This window comes from Pseudomonas sp. Irchel 3E19, assembly GCF_900187585.1.
Classification (GTDB): Bacteria; Pseudomonadota; Gammaproteobacteria; order Pseudomonadales; family Pseudomonadaceae; genus Aquipseudomonas; species Aquipseudomonas baetica.
In genome coordinates this window covers 1-19,026 of the sequence record NZ_FYDT01000056.1, presented here as the reverse complement: position 1 = coordinate 19,026, position 19,026 = coordinate 1, and the positions used below count along the sequence as shown (strand labels likewise).

The 19,026-nt window shown below is 57.0% G+C and carries 15 protein-coding genes; 6 read left to right on the top strand and 9 right to left on the bottom strand.

Going from position 1 to position 19,026, the window contains the following annotated elements:
• Window positions 1-179 precede the first annotated feature (179 nt).
• From codB to CKW18_RS25225, 3 genes are all read left to right on the top strand, one after another.
• Window positions 180-1,451: a cytosine permease gene (gene codB, locus CKW18_RS25235; protein ID WP_095191272.1), complete on the top strand. Its 1,272-nt coding sequence runs from the start codon at window positions 180-182 to the stop codon at window positions 1,449-1,451.
• A 14-nt stretch (window positions 1,452-1,465) separates the two neighbouring features.
• Window positions 1,466-2,701 carry a cytosine deaminase gene (codA, locus tag CKW18_RS25230; RefSeq protein ID WP_095191271.1) on the top strand — a complete coding sequence of 412 codons (1,236 nt, stop codon included), beginning with the start codon at window positions 1,466-1,468 and terminating at the stop codon, window positions 2,699-2,701.
• Window positions 2,702-2,818: 117 nt separating this feature from the next.
• On the top strand, window positions 2,819-3,472 hold the full coding sequence (locus CKW18_RS25225; RefSeq protein WP_095191270.1) for a carboxymuconolactone decarboxylase family protein: 654 nt from the start codon (window positions 2,819-2,821) through the stop codon (window positions 3,470-3,472).
• A 132-nt stretch (window positions 3,473-3,604) separates the two neighbouring features.
• Here CKW18_RS25225 and CKW18_RS25220 read toward each other — a convergent pair whose 3' ends face one another.
• On the bottom strand, window positions 3,605-4,585 hold the full coding sequence (locus CKW18_RS25220) for a diaminopimelate epimerase (protein ID WP_095191269.1): 981 nt from the start codon (window positions 4,583-4,585) through the stop codon (window positions 3,605-3,607).
• Window positions 4,586-4,820: 235 nt separating this feature from the next.
• Here CKW18_RS25220 and CKW18_RS25215 point away from each other — a divergent pair, with 235 nt between their 5' ends.
• Window positions 4,821-5,972, top strand: a complete 1,152-nt coding sequence (locus CKW18_RS25215) for an MFS transporter (protein ID WP_095191268.1) — start codon at window positions 4,821-4,823, stop codon at window positions 5,970-5,972.
• A 1,132-nt stretch (window positions 5,973-7,104) separates the two neighbouring features.
• Here CKW18_RS25215 and CKW18_RS25205 read toward each other — a convergent pair.
• From CKW18_RS25205 to CKW18_RS25195, 3 genes are all read right to left on the bottom strand, one after another.
• On the bottom strand, window positions 7,105-9,528 hold the full coding sequence (locus CKW18_RS25205; protein ID WP_095191267.1) for a TonB-dependent receptor: 2,424 nt from the start codon (window positions 9,526-9,528) through the stop codon (window positions 7,105-7,107).
• A gap of 98 nt (window positions 9,529-9,626) precedes the next feature.
• Window positions 9,627-10,610, bottom strand: a complete 984-nt coding sequence (locus tag CKW18_RS25200) for a FecR family protein (RefSeq protein WP_095191266.1) — start codon at window positions 10,608-10,610, stop codon at window positions 9,627-9,629.
• A gap of 40 nt (window positions 10,611-10,650) precedes the next feature.
• Complete coding sequence (locus CKW18_RS25195) at window positions 10,651-11,142, bottom strand: sigma-70 family RNA polymerase sigma factor (protein ID WP_095191265.1); 492 nt, start codon at window positions 11,140-11,142, stop codon at window positions 10,651-10,653.
• Window positions 11,143-12,171: 1,029 nt separating this feature from the next.
• Here CKW18_RS25195 and CKW18_RS25180 point away from each other — a divergent pair.
• Window positions 12,172-12,663: a cupin domain-containing protein gene (locus tag CKW18_RS25180; protein ID WP_042559172.1), complete on the top strand. Its 492-nt coding sequence runs from the start codon at window positions 12,172-12,174 to the stop codon at window positions 12,661-12,663.
• A 389-nt stretch (window positions 12,664-13,052) separates the two neighbouring features.
• On the opposite strand, the gene CKW18_RS25175 is transcribed toward CKW18_RS25180, so the two are convergent.
• Window positions 13,053-13,352, bottom strand: coding sequence for a putative quinol monooxygenase (locus tag CKW18_RS25175; RefSeq protein WP_238156167.1), 300 nt, complete (start codon window positions 13,350-13,352; stop codon window positions 13,053-13,055).
• Between the two features lie 98 nt (window positions 13,353-13,450).
• Window positions 13,451-14,461 (bottom strand): zinc-binding alcohol dehydrogenase family protein, encoded by a 1,011-nt coding sequence (locus CKW18_RS25170; protein ID WP_095191264.1) that lies wholly within the window; start codon window positions 14,459-14,461, stop codon window positions 13,451-13,453.
• Between the two features lie 97 nt (window positions 14,462-14,558).
• Here CKW18_RS25170 and CKW18_RS25165 point away from each other — a divergent pair, with 97 nt between their 5' ends.
• Window positions 14,559-15,461 carry a LysR substrate-binding domain-containing protein gene (locus CKW18_RS25165; protein WP_095191263.1) on the top strand — a complete coding sequence of 301 codons (903 nt, stop codon included), beginning with the start codon at window positions 14,559-14,561 and terminating at the stop codon, window positions 15,459-15,461.
• Window positions 15,462-15,694: 233 nt separating this feature from the next.
• Here the strand turns inward: CKW18_RS25165 and CKW18_RS25160 are convergent, their stop codons facing one another.
• The 3 genes from CKW18_RS25160 to CKW18_RS25150 all read right to left on the bottom strand — a co-directional run bounded on the left by CKW18_RS25160 (window position 15,695) and on the right by CKW18_RS25150 (window position 18,596).
• Entirely contained in the window at window positions 15,695-16,249 is a 555-nt protein-coding gene (locus CKW18_RS25160) for a cytochrome b (protein WP_256587100.1), read from the bottom strand.
• Between the two features lie 40 nt (window positions 16,250-16,289).
• A complete protein-coding gene (locus tag CKW18_RS25155; RefSeq protein WP_095191286.1) occupies window positions 16,290-17,405 on the bottom strand; it encodes an L-dopachrome tautomerase-related protein in 1,116 nt (371 codons plus the stop codon).
• A gap of 102 nt (window positions 17,406-17,507) precedes the next feature.
• Entirely contained in the window at window positions 17,508-18,596 is a 1,089-nt protein-coding gene (locus tag CKW18_RS25150) for an L-dopachrome tautomerase-related protein (protein ID WP_095191285.1), read from the bottom strand.
• Window positions 18,597-19,026 lie beyond the last annotated feature (430 nt).

Sequence of the window (19,026 nt, the reverse complement as noted above, 5' to 3'; positions counted from 1 at the left end):
AAAAACACGAACAAAAGATCGCAGCCTTCGGCAGCTCCTTGATAGGGCCTGGGTTTCGAAAGGTGCACCGGTTTCGCGCCGAGATTCGCTGTTTCATCTATATATACCGGCAATTATCTGCTTGGCACGACCACTGCAACCCTCTTCCGCGTCTTCCCCTTTTCAGCAAGGAACGCCCCATGACGCAGCACGATCCCGGCAACGATTACCCCCTCAGCGAAGTCCCGATGCATGCACGCAAAGGCTTGGCGTCCACCGCCATGGTGCTGCTCGGTTTCACGTTCTTCACCGCGACCATGTTCGCCGGCGGCAAGCTCGGTGTGGCGTTCGGTTTTGCCGAGATGATGGCGGTGATCATCGTCGGCAACCTGCTGCTTGGCCTGTATGCGGCAGGCCTCGGTTACATCGCTTTCAAGAGCGGTCTTAATTCAGTGTTGATGGGCCGTTTCTGTTTCGGTGAAGTCGGCAGCAAACTCAGCGACCTGATCCTCGGTTTCACCCAGATCGGCTGGTATGCCTGGGGCACCGCAACCGCCGCGGTGGTGCTCGGCAAATACTTCGAGTTGAGTGACGGCACCGTGCTCGGGCTGATGGTGCTGTTCGGCCTGGTGTTCTGCGCCACGGCGTATGTCGGTTATCGCGGGCTGGAGATTCTCTCGTACATCGCGGTACCGGCGATGATGTTGCTGTTGATGCTGTCGATGTGGGTGGCGACGGTGAAGGTTGGCGGTTTCGAGGGATTGCTCAGCGTGGTGCCAAGTGGCTTGCTGGACTGGTCGACCGCGATCACCCTGGTGTTCGGCACTTTCGTCAGCGGCGCGACCCAGGCGACCAACTGGACGCGCTTCTCGCGCTCGGCAAAAGTCGCAGTGCTGGCCAGCCTGATCGGCTTCTTCATCGGCAATGGTCTGATGGTGCTGATCGGTGCCTACGGCGCCATCGTCTATCAACAGCCAGACGTGGTTGAAGTGCTGCTGTTGCAAGGTTTCGCCATGGCCGCGATGGCGATGCTGTTGCTCAATATCTGGAGCACCCAGGACAACACCATCTACAACTTCGCCGTCGCCGGCTGCAACCTGTTGCGCACCCGCCGACGCAAAACCGTGACCCTGGCCGGAGCGGTGATCGGCACCCTTCTCGCCTTGCTGGGCATGTACGACATGCTGGTGCCGTATCTGATTCTGCTCGGCACGGTGATTCCGCCAATTGGCGGAGTGATCATGGCCGACTTCTTCTACCGCTGGCGCGGGCATTATCCGCGGCTGGCCGACGCACGGCTGCCGGCGTTCAACTGGCCGGGGCTTGGGGCCTACGGGGTCGGCACCGTCGCCGCTTTCAGTTCGCCGTGGGTCGCGCCGCTGGTAGGGATTGCCGCTGCCGCGCTAACGTATGTCATCGTCACCGGCCTGCTCGGCGCCCGCCGCGCCAGCGCGCCACTACAAGACCTATAAGAAGGATTTGCCTGATGCACATCATCAACGCCCGTTTGCGCAACCAGGAAGGTTTGCACGAATTGCACCTCGAAGACGGGCTGATCCGCAGCATCGCCCGCCAGACCGAAGCGCCGTCCCTCGGTCCCAATGACCTCGACGCCGGCGGCAATCTGGTGGTGCCGCCCTTCGTCGAGCCGCACATTCACCTCGACGCCACCCTCACCGCCGGCGAGCCGCGCTGGAACATGAGCGGCACGCTGTTCGAAGGCATCGAATGCTGGGGCGAACGCAAGGTCACCATCACCGAAGAAGACACCAAGACCCGCGCCAAGAAAACCATTCAGGCGCTAGCCGCCCACGGCATCCAGCACGTGCGCACTCACGTCGACGTCACCGACCCGCAACTCACCGCGCTCAAAGCCATGCTCGAAGTGCGCGAAGAGAGCCGACACCTGATTGACCTGCAAATCGTCGCCTTCCCGCAGGAAGGCATCGAGTCGTTCCGCAACGGCCGTGAGTTGATGGAGGAGGCGATCCGCATGGGCGCGGACGTGGTCGGCGGCATTCCGCATTTCGAGTACACCCGCGATCAGGGCGTCAGTTCGGTGAAGTTTCTGATGGACCTGGCCGAGCGCACTGGCTGCCTGGTGGATGTGCATTGCGACGAAACCGATGACCCGCACTCACGCTTCCTCGAAGTACTCGCCGAAGAGGCGCGCAGCCGTGACATGGGCGCCCTCGTCACCGCCAGCCACACCACAGCGATGGGTTCTTACGACAACGCCTACTGCGCGAAACTGTTCCGCCTGCTTGGCCATTCCGGGATCAGTTTTGTCTCCTGCCCGACCGAAAGCATCCACCTGCAAGGACGCTTCGACAACTTCCCGAAACGCCGTGGCGTGACGCGGGTGAACGAGCTGCTCGAAGCTGGAATGAACGTGTGTTTCGGCCAGGATTCGATCGTCGACCCGTGGTATCCGCTAGGCAACGGCAACATCCTGCGCGTACTTGAAGCCGGGCTGCACATCTGCCACATGCTCGGTTACCGCAACCTGCAAAGTGCGCTGGATCTGGTGACGGACAACAGCGCCAAAGCCATGAACCTGGGCGAGCGCTACGGGCTGGAACAGGGACGGCCGGCGAACCTGCTGATTCTGTCGGCGGACAGCGATTACGAGGTTATTCGCAGCCAGGGTCTGCCGTTGTATTCGATTCGTGGGGGTAAGGTGTTGATGAAGCGGCAGATGCCGGTGGTGGAGTTCGTCTAAAGTACAGGAGTCGGCGTCGCAACGGCGCCGATTAACTCCACTTCGATGGGCGCTTTTTCATGCTGAATTCCCTGCGTAGTTGATCAGCCACCATCCTCATTTGCTTGAGGACTCACCATGCAACACACCCCTCTCTCTAATCCTATGGCCACGCTGTATACCGAAGGCCGCCACACCTTTGTCGAGTTGGTTCCTGACGGCGGAGCGCGCCTCGACGCCTTGTTTCATAGCGTCCCCGCACTGGGAGAACTGGCCGTCGGCGTTGTGTACGGCCATTTGCATGCGCGCCCCGGCCTCGACCCGCGCCTGCGGGAAGCGGTGTCGTTCGCCGCGATCGTGGCCTCAGGCATGGTCGAAATTCCGTTGAGCGTCCATCTCAAGACGGGGCTGGCCTCGGGACTGGCGCCCGGTGAAATGACCGAAGTGCTCTTGCAGGCAGCGGCATTCGCTGGGTTTCCCCGGGCGGTGAGCGCGGCCGAGCAACTCAATCGTCTGTTCGACGAGGCTGGCCTGACATCACCTCCTCCCCCGACGCCGCGTGAAATTGCTTTGACGTTCTGTGAGCAAGTGCGCCAAGGGCATGCGCCGATACCTGTCAGTGCGGCGGTGAAACGCCAGTTGAAGCATGCCCGGAGCTTGACGCTGCTGGCGACTTCGGCGCACTCGGTCATCGTTGAGTGCTTTGAACAACAGCCCACCCCGCAGGCATTGCTGCGACTGGTTGTACAGGGTGACCAAGTGGCGAGCGTGACGTTGTTCAACGCCCACTGAGCGTATTGCGCCATGTAGCTTGCGAAGGCTGCGATCTTGATCGTTCCCACAGGTTTGTGTAGCGGGCACTTCAATTGTGAACGCCGGCAAACCCTGTGGGAGCGTGGCTTGCCCGCGATAGCGGTTGTGAATTCAACGCATGAGGCGGGCTGTGCCGAACAAGCTGACGCGCACCCGTTCATCCTCCGACTCTTCGAGCAAAATCGGCGCGGTGCCACCGGGCATGACCACCTGCACTTCTCCCGCCTCAACCCAACCCACGCGCCACGCCGCAGTTGCCACTGCACTGGCGCTGGTACCGGACGATGCGGTCGGCCCTTCACCGCGCTCGAACACCCGCGCGACGATTCGCTGCTCCGACTCACGCACGGCCCATTGCAAGTTGACGCCTGCCGGACAAGGTTCTCCCGCGCCGGTCGGCATGGCGTAGGCAATACGGGTCAAGCCTTGGGCCAGTGGCGCTTCGCGCATCTGCTCGTTACTCGGTAACCCGGCAACGTCTGTCAGCAACGTCACGCAATGCGGATTGCCGATGCGCACGAATTGGCTATGGCCCCATGTGCAGTCAAGTTGTGCCAAGGGTTGGACATGGCTCACTTCACGACCATTGAATCCACTGTTCTGAACATTCTGCGCACCGACCGCTTCGGACCCGAATGCGGGTTGGCCGAGGTCGAGCCAGAAACCCTTTACACCCTCGACTTCAGCAGACTTCACCGAAGTCTCCACCGGCTCACCCTTGTCGTGATGAACGCGTAGCAGCGCCCCCTCCTCCGGCAGTAAGCCTTGCTCGGTCAGCGCCTGAGAAAAAATCGTCAAGCCGTTGCCACTGCGCTCGGCGAATGTGCCGTCGGTGTTGACGATCAACACATCGAACGGTGGCGAGTTCTGGAACGGGCCGATCAGCAGACCGTCGCTGCGGTGGGACTTGCTGTTCGCCGGACGTTGGCCTTCTGGCCAATCGCAGCAGAACTTGATCGCCGCCTCACTCCACGACTGACGCGCCGCGGCACATTCGATGGCGCTTGCAGGCAAATCAATACCCGCCGCTTGCAATGCAGCAGGTGAGATTACGCCGTAGATATTGCCTCGGGCATCATAGAACTGCGTCATCACTTTCTATCCCGGCTGCCAAAGAAGTCCACTGTAAACCGCAACCCACTGGAGGCGTGAGCCTGCTCGCGATAGCGCCGGGTCAGAAAAAATGTCGTCTGATCCACCGCTATCGCGAGCAGGCTCACGCCTACAGGTTAGGATGTCGGCTGCACGTCCCCGGAACACTCGCGATCGAACCTCGACGCGTACTCACTGTCCTTCGGGGACGCGACGTTTTTTGCCAAGGATCGATATGACCAGCCTCAACCCCCAAGACACTTTCGTCCCCGGACGCCTGCAACAGATGTCCACGCGCATCGCTTTCTTCATCGCCGGGCTCGGCATTGCCGCGTGGGCGCCACTGGTGCCGTACGCCAAGGCACGGGCCGGGCTTGATGAGGGCACGCTGGGGCTGTTGCTCTTGTGTCTGGGGGTGGGTTCGATATTGGCGATGCCGATGGCGGGGATGCTCGCCACGCGATTCGGCTGCCGCCGAGTGGCAACTGGCGGCACGCTGTTGATCTGCGCAGCATTGCCATTGCTGGCGACGGTATCGTCGATCCCGGCGCTGATCGCCACGCTGTTCATGTTCGGCGCCGGCCTCGGCACCGTGGATTCGACGGTGAACCTGCAAGCGGTGATCGTCGAGCGCGCCAGCGGCAAGAACATGATGTCGGGTTTTCACGGCCTGTTCAGCCTTGGCGGCATCGTCGGCGCGGCGGGCGTGAGCGCCCTGCTTGGCCTCGGCCTGTCACCGTTGGGCGCGATGCTGGTGGTGGTGGCGGTGTTGATCGCTGCATTGTTCAAGTGCGTGCCGCACATGTTGCCCTACGGCAGCGAAAGCTCCGGGCCTGCATTCGCCATTCCCCACGGCATCGTGCTGTTTATTGGTGGGATGTGTTTCATCGTGTTCCTTACCGAAGGCGCGGCGCTGGACTGGAGCGCGGTGTTCCTCGCGCAGGAGCGCGGGATCGACACGGCGTATGCGGGATTAGGTTACGCGGCGTTTGCCCTGACCATGACCGCCGGACGCTTGATGGGTGACCGGATTGTGCGGGTTGTCGGTGCGACGCGGATCATTTTGTTTGGCGGTTTGTTGGCCGCCGCCGGACTGTTTCTGGCGACGTTTGCGCCGAGCTGGGAAGCGGCGCTGGTCGGGTATGCACTGGTCGGCGCTGGTTGTTCGAACATTGTGCCGGTGCTGTATACGGCGGTGGGCAAGCAGACGGTGATGCCGGAAAGCATCGCGGTGCCGGCGATTACTACGTTGGGTTATGCGGGGATTCTGGCGGGGCCGGCGGTGATTGGTTTTGTTGCCCATGCCAGCAGTTTGAGTTTTGCCTTTGGGTTGATGGCGGTGCTGCTGGTGGCGGTGGCTATTGGGGGCAAGGTGTTGAAGGTCTGAACCGAGTGCACCTGCCGGATTGTTTTTTTGGGGGTGGGATTGGGGGCATATCCGTTGCTGCGGGTGTTGCTGATTAGGGTTCCGCCCTGACGGCGGGTCACCTTTTCCAGACGCCGAAAAGGTAACCCAAAAGGCTTTACCCGGACGTACGGCACTTCGCTTAGGCTCAGTGTTCCCTCGCTACGGTGTCCATCCGGGGGCATCGCCTACGGTTTGCTTCGCTGCACCTCCTCTCGATGTATGCGGCTTCGCCGCACGGCGCTGCGCGCCTAACCCCCGGATGAACACCTACGCTCGGCCTGCCGATGGGCCTGGAGATCAAAAGCAACGTCAAAAGCCTTCGCGACGCGAAGCAAGATCAAAAGATCGTCCGATCGAGGCCCGAGCCTTCGGCAGCGCCTACATGGAGTTGAGTACATCTGTCAGATATGGGTCGACTGGCAGGCCGCCTTCGCGAGCAGGCTCGCTCCCACAATGGGATCGAGTACACCCGCCACAGATTGGTCGGCTGTCAGGCCGCCATCGCTGGCAAGCCAGCTCCCACAATGGATCGAGTACACCCGCCACAGATTGGTCGACTGTCAGGCCGCCATCGCTGGCAAGCCAGCTCCCACAAGGGTTGAGTACACCCGCCAGAGCCTGGTCGGCTGGCAGGCCGCCATCGCTGGCAAGCCAGCTCCCACAGTGGGGTTGAGTACACCCGCCAGAACCTGGTCGGCTGTCAGGCCGCCATCGCCAGCAGGCTGGCTCCTACAGTTTTGATTTGCGAACACCCCATGCGGCGAAGTCCGCCCCACTCAACACAATGAGCGCAAGCTCGAGTACCGCTCTTGATCTTGATCTCGGAGCCCGTCGGCAGGCTGAGTGGAGGGATTGATCCGGGGGTGGGAGCGCAGCGACCGTTTGGCGCAGCCAAACACAGCGAGAGGAGGTGCAGCGAAGCAAACCGTAGGCGCTGCGCCCGGATCGATTCCGGAGCGAAGGGACCCCGAGCCTCAGCGAGCGGGCCGCACGTAGGAGCAAAGCCTTTTTGGTTACTTTTTCGGCGTCTGGAAAAAGTGACCCGCCGTCAGGGCGGAACCCTAAGCAGCCATCACCGCAGCAACGGATATTCACCCAATCAACCAACCAATCAAAACCCCACACTCGCCTGCACAAAAAACGTCCGAGGCGCCCCCACATACATCCCCGAATTGTTATCGCTCGAACGCGTGAAGTACTGCTTGTCAAAAACGTTCTTCACCCCCGCCCCCAGCTTCAAATTCGAAACCTGCGGCCCAAAGTCATACCCCCCACGCACGTTCCAGGTCACATAACCCGGAATATCACCGTACTGCCCATCCGCCGTACCGTCAGTGATGTAGTTGCCGTTAAAGCTGCCATCAGCATTCACACCAGTACCCGGCGAGCGCTGCTTGGACTGGGCAAACCCGTCGATATTGTAAGTCCAGCGATTAACCTCATAGCGCAAACCAACCGTCGCCACCTGACGCGAGTAAAACGGCAGATCACGCCCCTTGAACCCCGGAATCTCACCTTCATACGTCGCACGGGTATAGGTAAAACCGGCATTCGCAGTCAGGCCATCAAGACGCGGATCCAGCGCCACCATGTCGTAATGCACCGACGCTTCAAGCCCCTGGTGCTTGGTCGCGCCAAGATTGGTCCAGCCCACGTCATTGCTGATGTATTGCAGTTCGTCATCGAAGTCGATGTAGAACAGCGTCACCTCCCCGCCCCACACGTCATCGTTATAACGCGTACCGATCTCGTAAGTCTTGGCCTTCTCCGGCTCCAGACCATTCGCCGTCTGGTCACCCGAACCACCCTGCCCCAGTTGAAAATACTGCAGGCTGCCGAACGAGGTTTCGTAGTTGGCGAACAGTTTCCACGCATCCGACAAGTGATACATCACGCTCAGCGCCGGCAACGGCTCATTGCTTTCAATGCTGCGATTTTTCTCCGGCACGCGTCTGCCGGCGGTGTCGAGCACGGCGCGGTCGTGCCAGTCGGTGCTGATGTGCTCGAAGCGAATGCCCGGCGTGATGGTCCAGTTGCCAACGTCGATTTTGTTGTCGATGTAAACCGAGTTGGCCTCGGTGCCGCCGGTGCGATCCTGGAACACATGGCCGTCAGACGTCGGCGTCACCACCGGCTGATTGTTGACCAATGCCAGACGGCTCGACTGTTCGTGCATCGCCTCTTTCAGGTAGCGATAACCGACGCTGACTTCCTGCGTGGTCGGGCCGACGTCAAACACACGCGACACCCGTGGCTCGATACCGAGCGTGTAGTAGGAGCGCGGATACGAGCTGAGGGTTTTCTGGTCGCGAGCCGCGATAGTGCTGCCACGAAAACTGTCGGTGTAATAGGTCAGCACTTCGGCCTGGGTGCGCTCGTCGATCTGGCGAATCCACTTGAAGGACACGTCTTTACGGCGGCCGGTGAAGTTGTCGTAATCGCGCACCGAGTCATACGGCTTGTCGTCGTATTGCTTCTGCGTGAGGCCGCCGGGCATGTCGGCGCTGGCGTCGTAGTAGTGGAAGTTGAGGCTGAAATCGTCCTGATCGGTCGGCGCCCAATGGGTCTTGAGCAGCACGTCGTCGATGTCGTTGCCGTTGTTGCGCTCGCGGTAACCGTGGCCGTTGACGCCCGAATACAGCAACGCCACGCCCATGCCGTTGTCGGCGGTGCCGCCGAGGAATGCCGTGTCGATGTGCTTCCAGCCGCCGTATTGGGTGGTCTCCAGCGTGGTGCCGATTTCACCGGTGGTTTTTTCCGGGATCGCACGGGTGACGAAGTTGATCACGCCGCCGACGTTTTGCGGCCCATAACGCACCGAGCCGGCGCCGCGCACCACGTCGATGCTGTCGAGGTTGCCCGCAGAAATCGGCGCCATCGACAGTTGCGGCTGGCCGTACGGGGCGAACGCTGCCGGCACGCCGTCGATCAGCACGGTGGAGCGCGGCGACAGACGCGAAGTCAGGCCACGCACCCCGACGTTCAGCGCGATATCGCTGCCACCGGTCCCATTGGAGTCCTGCACTTGCACACCCGGCACCCGCTTGAGCACGTCACTGACGTTCATCGCGCCCTGCTCGACCATGGCTTCGCGGCGGATCACCGTGCGCGCGCCGGGATGGTTCTGCACCACGGCGGCGTCGGCATCACCGAGCCAGTCGCCGACCACTTTGATGTCGGTTATTCCCAGTTCCAGCGGGCCGTTTAAGGCGGCAGTCGCGGCGGGCGACAGGGTCACAGAGCCGTCGTTAATCTGATAGTCCAGACCGCTGCCCTGCAGCAATTGGCGCAGCGCCTGCTCCGGCGCGATGTCGCCATCCACTGCCGGGGCTTGTTTACCGGCGACCAGATCGGGACTGAAAAACACTTGCAGCGAAGTTTGCTGGCCCAGTTCGCTCAGGGCCTGGCCCAGTGGCTGTGCGCGGATATGAATGGCGCCGGCAGCGAATGCCAGTGGCATGGCAGCGTTGACCGCCAGCGCGAGGGCCAGCGGCAACCAGTGGGATTTTTTGTTGTTGGCAGGGGTGGTTTTCACGTCGAACGTAGTCCTGTGGATCGCAAGAGTGTGCGACTGTTAATGCAAACCAGTTGCAGTTGAACAGGAAGACGATGAACTCGAAAAAAACCTGAATGTTATTTTGAAATTATTTCCTGACTGCCATCGGCGAGGGTGCGCACGGCCACCGGCAGGATGCCCGGCAAGGCTTTGAGCAAGGCGTCGGTGTTGTCGGAGTTGAACACGCTGGTCAGGCGCAGGCTGGCCACGGCCGGGTTGGCGACCGTCAGCGGCTTCTCGCGATACCGCGACACTTCGGCGGCGACTTCACTGAGGCTGGCGTTGTTGAACACCAGTTTGCCGCCGCGCCACGCCGTCAGTTCTGCCGGGTTGACCGCATAGGCCGCCGCAACTTTGCCCTGCGCATTGACGTAGGTGCCAAGGCCCGCGGTCAGGCTGATGAACTCGTTGTCCGGTGCCGCACGGCCCTGCACCTTGACCGTGCCCTGCTCCACCGCGATACGGGTTTGCGTTGAATCCCGGCGCACATCGAAGCGAGTGCCAGTGACGGTAACCTTGCCGTTGCCGGCCTCGACCACGAAAGGTCGGGCGCTGTCGTGCTCGACACTGAACATCGCCTCGCCTTCACTCAACTCGATCAGCCGTCGATCCTTTTCATAGCGCACCTGCAAACGGCTGCGGCTGTTCAGATCAATCACCGAGCCGTCCGGCAACGCCACATGTTTGCGCTCGCCCAACGCCGTGGCGAACTCGGCGCTGTAATCACCCGGATGATTCAAGCCGCTGAACAGACCAAGTCCAAGCGCCACCGCCAGCACACTGGCCGCCACTGCATACCGCAGCAGCGGACGGCGTTCGCGGCGCGCAGGTGCTGCCTCGACAAGGGCTTTGAGGCGTGGCGCCGGCAGCAAATCCGCTGCCGACCACAATCCCTGCAGCAACTGAAATTCGTCACGGTGCTGCGGATGTTCGTTCAGCCAGGCATCGAAGCGCTGCTGCTCGTCGGCGCTGACAGCCGGCTCCTGCAAACGCACAAACCAGCCAGCCGCGTCATCACGTACCGTTGTTTGCCCGCACGCGCAATCACGAGTATCCATCATGGAATGTCCTGTTTGGCTGGGGATGAAAAGCTACGGCCGCTCATGACTGCAACCCGTCGAGGCGATCACGCAGATGCCGCAGGGTGCGGATCATATACTTTTCGACCATGTTCTTGGACAGCCCCAGGCGTTCGGCGATTTCCGCCTGGGTCAGGCCCTCGATCTTCTGCCAGACGAAGATCTTGCGGCAGTTGACCGGCAACTCGGCGAGCGCCCGTTCGATGGAGTCGGCCAACTGGATCGCGTGCATGTAATGCTCCGGGTCGCCGGACGACGACACACTGAGATCGATCACCTGCGACTCCATCGCGCCGCGCCGATCCTCACGCCGATAACCATCCACCGCGATATTGCGCGCGGTCTGGTGCAAATACGCCCGTGGCTGCTGTACCTGCGCCGAATTGGACTCAAGCACCCGCACAAAGGTGTCGTGCGCCAGATCCTCGGCCTGCGCGCGATTGCGCAAGCGGCGAGTCCAGGTGCCGATCAACTCTTCGTAATGCTCGAAAAAGCCGGGTTTGCGGGGACGCATGGGGTACTGGCGGCGGATTGAGGAAAGGGACGCGAATAGTAATGCTTCCTATTAAGGAGAGGCAATGCATTCCTTGCCATACCAAAGATGTAGTCATTCAAAAAAGATGAAGCTTCTTTCAAATAAATGATCCAAAAGTTCTCCTAACTGATTGATTTTCTGTAAAGCGTGCGCAGAGGAAATGTGATGGCGACAGTCCATCTGTCGTGGACCGCACCTGATCCCAGGTTGAGCCCTACCCCATCCCAAACAACTGCGGCTTGACCGAGCAGGATGACTCGATTTGTGTCTGCGCATTACTTTCGCTACACCTTTGCCGACTACTTTTTGGCTTACTTGGCGTGGGCATGATCTCGAGAGGGCCACGGACGAACTCCGACGAGTCCATGGTTGGCCTGACACGTCGACGATGCCACGCCGTATCGTGCCCAAATCAGTCCATCAAGGACACTCTGCCCCTTCCTCCTCTTTGCCGGCCTACGTGTTCGAAGGTCCGCCTCAGGGTGCGATTCGAACACGCACTAATGACCAGCCAAGGTACATCGATACTCGATTGAGCGTTTGGACCCGGTACGACGGTGGAAAGGCTATGAAAATTAATTGAAGACGCATCAGCCTCGCCACACGATGCCGACCACAGTCTTCACCGACCTCGCGCAGATCGTCATGGATCTCGAGGTTTGTATTTTGAATTCTTCGGAGTAAAGCGGGTTGCTCATGGCACCTCCTAATTCGCCTCAGTTTAAGGCGAAGACGCGTCTACAAGACCCGGGCGATTCAACCATTAGGTTGCAAACGGAGTGTAGGTCGGGAAAAGACATGCGCTTTGAACTTTCGACTTTCACTTCTCGACAGTAACTCTTAGTCTGCAAACAGACTTTTTCGGAGTCGTTCAACGCTTTAGTTTTTCGAAGGGTTTGCACAAGTGTGAATCCGATGCGCAAACACCAAACTCACCTTGGCTAGACAGAACACCGTCTGTTTACGTTGATTCGAATACGTCAAATCGTTGTCCGGAGAAGTCACATCATGAAGAAAACAATCACCGCGGTTTTGCTATCTACCTTAATGGTTGGTAATGCCGTATCTGCCGAAACGAACACCAATATTACCGAGGCACCAGGCCGAGGCAAACTGCCACTGCTGTCGCCCTATCGGCATACACTTCCCGACCTGTACAATTTCGATAAGGCGCCAGTCGAGCAAACCTTGCCTGGCGTCACTCGGCAAGTGATTCACGGTTCTCAGAGCACTCTGGCGCGCTGGGTATTTGCAAAGGGTGCCATCGTGCCTCTTCACCATCAGCCCCACGAGCAGGTCACCTGGATAGTGTCGGGAGCAGTGGAAGTTTTTTCACAGGGCAAACGCTATACGGTCCGTGCTGGAGAGGTGATTATTTTCCCACCGAACGTGCCCCATGAATTTCACGCCCTGGAAGAAGGTACTGTGAATGTCGACTTTTTCACCCCGCCTCGGCAGGATTGGATTGATGGCAATGGCAGCTATAACAAGTTGAAGTAGCAATATCTCAAAGCCCCTGAAAGGGATATCTTGATGTATAGCTATTAATGTATCTGTAGGAAGAGTTTGCTCACGAAGAACTTAAGAGCGCAGCGTCAAGCCAATCATTGAGATTTTTCGCGAGCAAGCTCTCTCCTAAACAAGATTTGGCTTAAGCGTAAGCGAACAGCCAACACGCCTACCGGATTCGCAAATCAAGAGTGATGGTGTCCGCCTATTGTTTAGCGGAGGCGACTGATCGCGCACGCGTGCTATACCGCGAGCGCCGAATCCTGGAACGGCCCCTTCGTCAGGGGCCGCATCCGGGTGTCGGAAACGACTCAGAGAGGTATTTTGCCCTGGATACGTAACGTTATCAGGTCAATGATGGTGCCTGAAGTGGGATAAGCTCAGTTTGAGACTTGCTCAAGGAAGATGAGTTGCAAAGGCTCCTGCAGCAAATCATCGGCCATTACCGCAAATTTCTTAAAGTAAGGAGTTGCAAAATGTGCGTCGAGAGCCTGCTGATTCTTGAACGCCTCACGCATGTAGAACGTGCCAGGTTCGTCGCGTAGCTCAAACAGCACATAGTCAAGGTTCCCAGGCTCAGTACGCGTGGGTTCAACCAACGCCAACAATCCTTGTTTTAACGCCTGATGTTTACCTGGTTTTGCTTTGAGCACGGCGATGGATACCAATGGTTTTTGCAGGGTGGTGGCTCCGCTCGGGTCAAGGTTCAGATGCGGGGTTGCACAACCCCCAATCATTAATGCAAATAACGCCAAGCCTAGCGGCTTGATTAAATGTTTCATTTAAATCCCTCCAATACGATCTTGCCCCGCGCTTGCCCGCTTTCGACCAAGGCATGAGCACTGCGCATGTTGGCTGCATTGATAGTACCGAAATGCGCACCCAAAGTAGTGTGCAAAATATCTTGGTCGATCAGTTGGGCAATGCGATTGAGTAGGTGGTGCTGGTTAATCATGTCCGGAGTTTCGAATAGCGGGCGAGTGAACATCAGTTCCCAATGTAACGATAGTGATTTGAGCTTGAGTGGCATCACGTCTAGCGTTTGTGGATCATCGATTACTCCCAGACAACCCTGCGGTCGCAATACCTCAATCAGTTGTGCAAGATGCTCCTCGGTGTGTGTGAGGCTCGCCACGTGACTGACCTCACCAATTCCCAGTGCCTGCAATTGAGCCATCATCGGTTGGCCGTGGTCGATCACATGATGAGCGCCCATACGCCTGGCCCATTCGACCGTCTCCGGGCGTGAGGCCGTGCCGACGACAGTCATGCAAGTTAGTCTGCGGGCTAACTGCACCAACATCGATCCCACACCACCACCGGCACCCACCACCAACAATACATCACCAGAACCGCCACCTTCGTTGACGCCCAAGCGATCAAATAGCAATTCCCAGGCGGTGATGGAGGTCAGCGGCAATGCGGCCGCATGGGCAGCGCTCAAGGATAGCGGCCGGTGACCGACGATACGCTCGTCTACCACTTGCATTTCACTGTAGCTGCCTGCACGGATCAGCGAGCCAGCGTAGTAGACCAAGTCACCAGGTTTGAATAACGTAACATCCACTCCGACTTCAAGCACTGTGCCGGCCGCATCCCAACCGAGTATTTTCGGCTCCTTGGCAAAGGTGCCAGAGCGTACTTTGGTGTCAACGGGGTTAACCGAAACAGCCTCGACTCCAACCAGCAAATCCCTTGGGCCAGGCCTTGGCGCAGCAATGTTTACGTCTTGCAGCGCGCGCGGATCGTTGATGGGTAGACCGTGCTCGGTAAAGGTAATGGCTTTCATGGCAACTCATCTGTAATGGGGTTGCAGAGATTTTTACCTTTCCCTATACAAAGAAAAATCGACACAATGCAGCAACACTTTCACTACTGGAGCCTAAATGATCCGCATCGATGATCTTGGGCTATTCTTGCGCAGCGCCGCCCTGGGCAGTTTTACCGCTGCAGCAATTGAGGCCGATTTGCTGCCGGGGCAGGTTGCTGCGTCTATCAAACGGTTGGAGCGGGAGCTGGAGGTACGCCTGTTTACCCGCACTACCCGCAGCCTCCGTTTGAGCGCTGAAGGTGAGCAATACTTGCCTACGGCTCGCTCTGTTCTCGATCATTTAAGCCAAGGCCGGGAGAATCTGCGCGGCGACAATGCGCCGCTGCGCGGTACCCTGCAAATCGCCGCCCCTTCAGACCTGGGGCGCAATATCCTGTTGCCATGGCTCACGGAGTTTCGGCGCCTGCATCCTGAGCTGAAACTTCGTTTGTTGCTCTCTGATCAAATAAGTAATCTGTTTCGTGATCCGGTGGACGTGGCCGTCCGCTACGGCTTCAATGAGGACGCTAACTACATCGCCATCCCCCTGGTGCCATTGAATCGCCGGGTGCTTGTGGCATCGCCGGACTATCTGGCACGCAATGACACGCCGGTAGTGCCTGACGACCTTAAGCACCATACTTGCCTGCCTTACCTGCAAAACGGCCGAATTCACGATCGCTGGCAATTGGGGACACAAACGATACAGGTCGGCGGTCCGCTATTCAGTGATGATGCCGATGTGGTACGTCGATGGGCGCTGGAAGGCGAAGGCATCGCCTATAAATCGTGGCTGGATGTCAGTGTTGATGTGCAAGAGGGGCGGCTCGTAGTGCTGATGACTGATCACCCCGGCGATGTATACCCCCTTTGCTTTGCGTGCCCACATCGAGCGCAATTAACGCGCGCTGTGACGCGGTTTCATCAGTGGCTGAGCGAAAAGTTCGGAGCGATCCCCCCATTTAATAAACCGGTTTAAAACGTTGTTATGTGCTGCGTCTACCGCTACGAAACCTGATTAACGATCTGACGACATCCGGCATCTATTACATGACATTATTCATTCTGACGCGGCAGAAACCATGCCCCTGAGAAAAAGATCCACTGCTATTTGAACTGGAAACGCTAGGAGACACTGCTGAGGCTCGTAATGTGGATATACCATTCACGCATCAAGCCAGATTTTTATGTGCCTTTGGGTTTCACGGTGCACTAATCCTCCTGAGCGTTGCCGAGCATGCGTCGCAGCACCTGCAGTTCACCACGCCGATAGTGCCGGGCTACTGCACCGACATGAGCTAATACCAACAACGCCATCAACCAGCCCAGTAAACTATGAAAGTCACTTCCCAGATCAATCATCCACTGGATTTTCTCCCCTTCAAAACCGCCCATCACCGGTAAACCAAACGCCGAAAATGCGCGACCGGAACCGTACTGACGTAATAAACCAACCAGGGGAATTATAAACATAAGCGCATACAATATCTTATGCCCTATAGACGCAGCGAAACTGATGCTTTTCGGACGGTAACGTTTTCTCTGTATGCTCCACCCCACACGCACGATAAGCAGCACAAAAAGAACGAGACCTATTGACTTATGGTAAGGCCAAAGCAGTTTGTCCAACGCAGTGTCGGATAATAAATAATGAGCGGCGGCCGAACAATAAATCCATGCAAACAGTAGCGCCATCAACCAATGCAACCTTCGGCTGATCGTATCGTATCGAGAGACATTGACATCAGCAAACTCTGACTTTATCACTTTTCAACCCTTAATTAGTTCAAAAAAACAAGTAGATGGTTTATTGCGGCAACCTGACTTTATAAAGCTGGTAAGGATAAACCGTACCTTCTCTCCCATTATTCCAGTACGGATCCCTTTGGTATTGCGCAGCTGTTATATATAAATAACCATCATTCCCGACGCCTAAAGAGTCTGGCCATATCAAACGAGCGTCCTGCACAAGCGTATGTAGCAAACCATCGCCAGGTGTTTTGTATTTGACACTGTAATCCAGGGAGGACGTCATATAAATATTGTCTTGCGCATCAGCTATCAGACCGTGACTGACCGTCGTCGCACCTTGGTCTTCGACCTTCGAGGCCAACTCTATATCATCAAGCCGGGTATCGACCAAAGAGCGAGTTTCAATTCGATACAGATTTACTTTATTAATGGGTTTAAAATAAAGATAGCGATTGTCTTTGGTCAGAGCGATTCCATTCACATCAGACTTAAATAAAGTCCCGTCAGGACTCTGCATTGGCTGGCCTTCATAGCTGAGCACCACATTAGGGTCCGCCTTGGTTGCAAAGCTGTCACGTAATAGAGTACGAGAGGTGCCGGTGATCAAATCCAGTACAACAATGGCTTTCAGGCCCGGATCTGAAAGATACGCCACCCCCCTTTCGATATCGACATTCACATCATTTAAACTGGAAAACCGTTTATCAAGACTATCAAAGTAGTATTCTTTCTCTACTCTGTTGGTTGAAAGGTTTATTTTGACCAATTTAAAATAACCCTCAGCGCTATTTTTCGACTCTTGTTCAACAACCGGCCCGCTCACGGGCTTTGAATCAAGCACCCAAAGGTTATCGCGAGCATCTACATGCAGTGCCTGCGCGTTGACAAAGCGCTTTCGCTCATCGCCAACGTTAGTATTCCAAGCGGTATCTGGATAAGCCAACAACTTCCCGCCAACCACTTCCGCAACAGCATAGTCGTTGCTCGCAGTCCGATTCGGAAATGATACAAATATGCGATTATCTGACGACACGCCGAGCCCAACGGCTCGAAGCCGCCCCAAGTCAGCTACCGCAATGAGTTCTTTACTGTGATGTGCATACGAATCAGACGACGCACTCGAAAAAGGGCTAAACAGTATCAACAAGTAGATAGCGACTGTTCTTTTCATTATATCCCCCGCAAACAATTCATACATCAAAGGCCTATGAGTGCTGACCCAGGTGGCTCAGGCCAGCACCCATTAATACTGCATGAGCCACCGTTGATAAAATCAACGAGTAGAAAGACGAAAGACTGTCATAGGCCATTGAACGCGGGAAACGCCCTCATTAAAAAGACTCACACGATCCATTTGTGCCGCAGGTAGCCACAATGTTCCGTCCTGATCTAGAAACGGTGCATCTACCCAGTGCAGACGTGCGTCAGTGATCAACGTATCGACACGGCCATCAGGGCGACGCACACGTATCGAGTCGTTAGCCAAATCGGAAAAATACAAGTTGCCCTTCGCGTCCATGACAGTACCTCCCGTGGGTGGAATGTCAGCAAATGGCTCAACACGACTGGCAAGCTGCTGCGAGCTTAGCGTAGAGGTTGTCAGGTCAGTGATGCGAACTTTGAACCATGGCCCCTGCAATGCGCCGAAATACAGCCATTCGCCGTCCGGACTAATTTCCAATGGATCAGCGTTGACACGTAACGGACTGCCCCCAGGCGTCTTGACCGTTCTGCCACTGAGTACGATTTCCCTGTTACTTCCAGCAACGACCGAATGATGCCCGTTCAGCACGCGCTTAGCGTCACCATTGCGTAAATCGAGGACAATAATGCCCGCGTTGCCTGCATCGGTCAGAAATGCATAGTCGCCCTGAAACCGAACGTCATCCACGTAACTCCCCGGTCGTGCGACCTCAGCCGAGAAAAGATAAGTTCGCACTACGCGTTTCTCAGCCAGATTAATAGCCACCAGCTTTGCGCCGCCGGGCAATGGGTCGCCTCCAAAGTCAGGCGCGCCTGTGTCCACTACCCATAAAACATCCTTTTCGAGACGTAACGCATTTATGTTCACAAACGCATCGCGGGCGTCTTTTCCTGGCGCCCATGCATTCCACGCCAAGTTAGGATAAGCCTCACGCTGTCCACGGAGATTGACAACGGTAAGCTGCGAACCTCCATCCGCCCCTGTCCAGCGAGGCCCCGCAACGTATGTATCGTCCTCGAAGTGGGCGACGGCGTTCCAAATCTGTTTTTGACTTTGCAGAGCAACCTCAAGAATGGGTGCTTCATCCGATAGATTTTTACACCCACCAAGTAAGACGGCTATCGCCAATCCGCACAACAAGGAACGGACAGCATTCATGGCGTCACCTCCAGGCTCTCGAGCCTGCTCGATGAAGTCGGCGCAGACGATCCCCATGTTCCAGCGGAGACAGACCCACCCCGCAGATGCAAATTCCATATTTGTGCGAGGGCAGATTCAACGCTTTTGAGGTTATCGGAAAGCTTTTTAAATGGCATGGTTTGGCTTCGTAGGATAATGAGTGATAAATCCAGCGTAACGAATTTGCTACGCCTCAAACACTCGATAGACCCGTAAACACTTTCTTCGAAATCATGAAAATCCTGTGCTTGTAGTCACTAGACTCAACCGAATGAAACTCTCATGAACGAGCCCCATGAAAGACAGGACACCGTTTCCCCCTTACGATAAGGGATAGGCAAACGGTTATGTTTATGACTAATAGCAACGATAAGAGTGGTGAGCTTTTGGGCCAGGAGCGGCGTCGTCG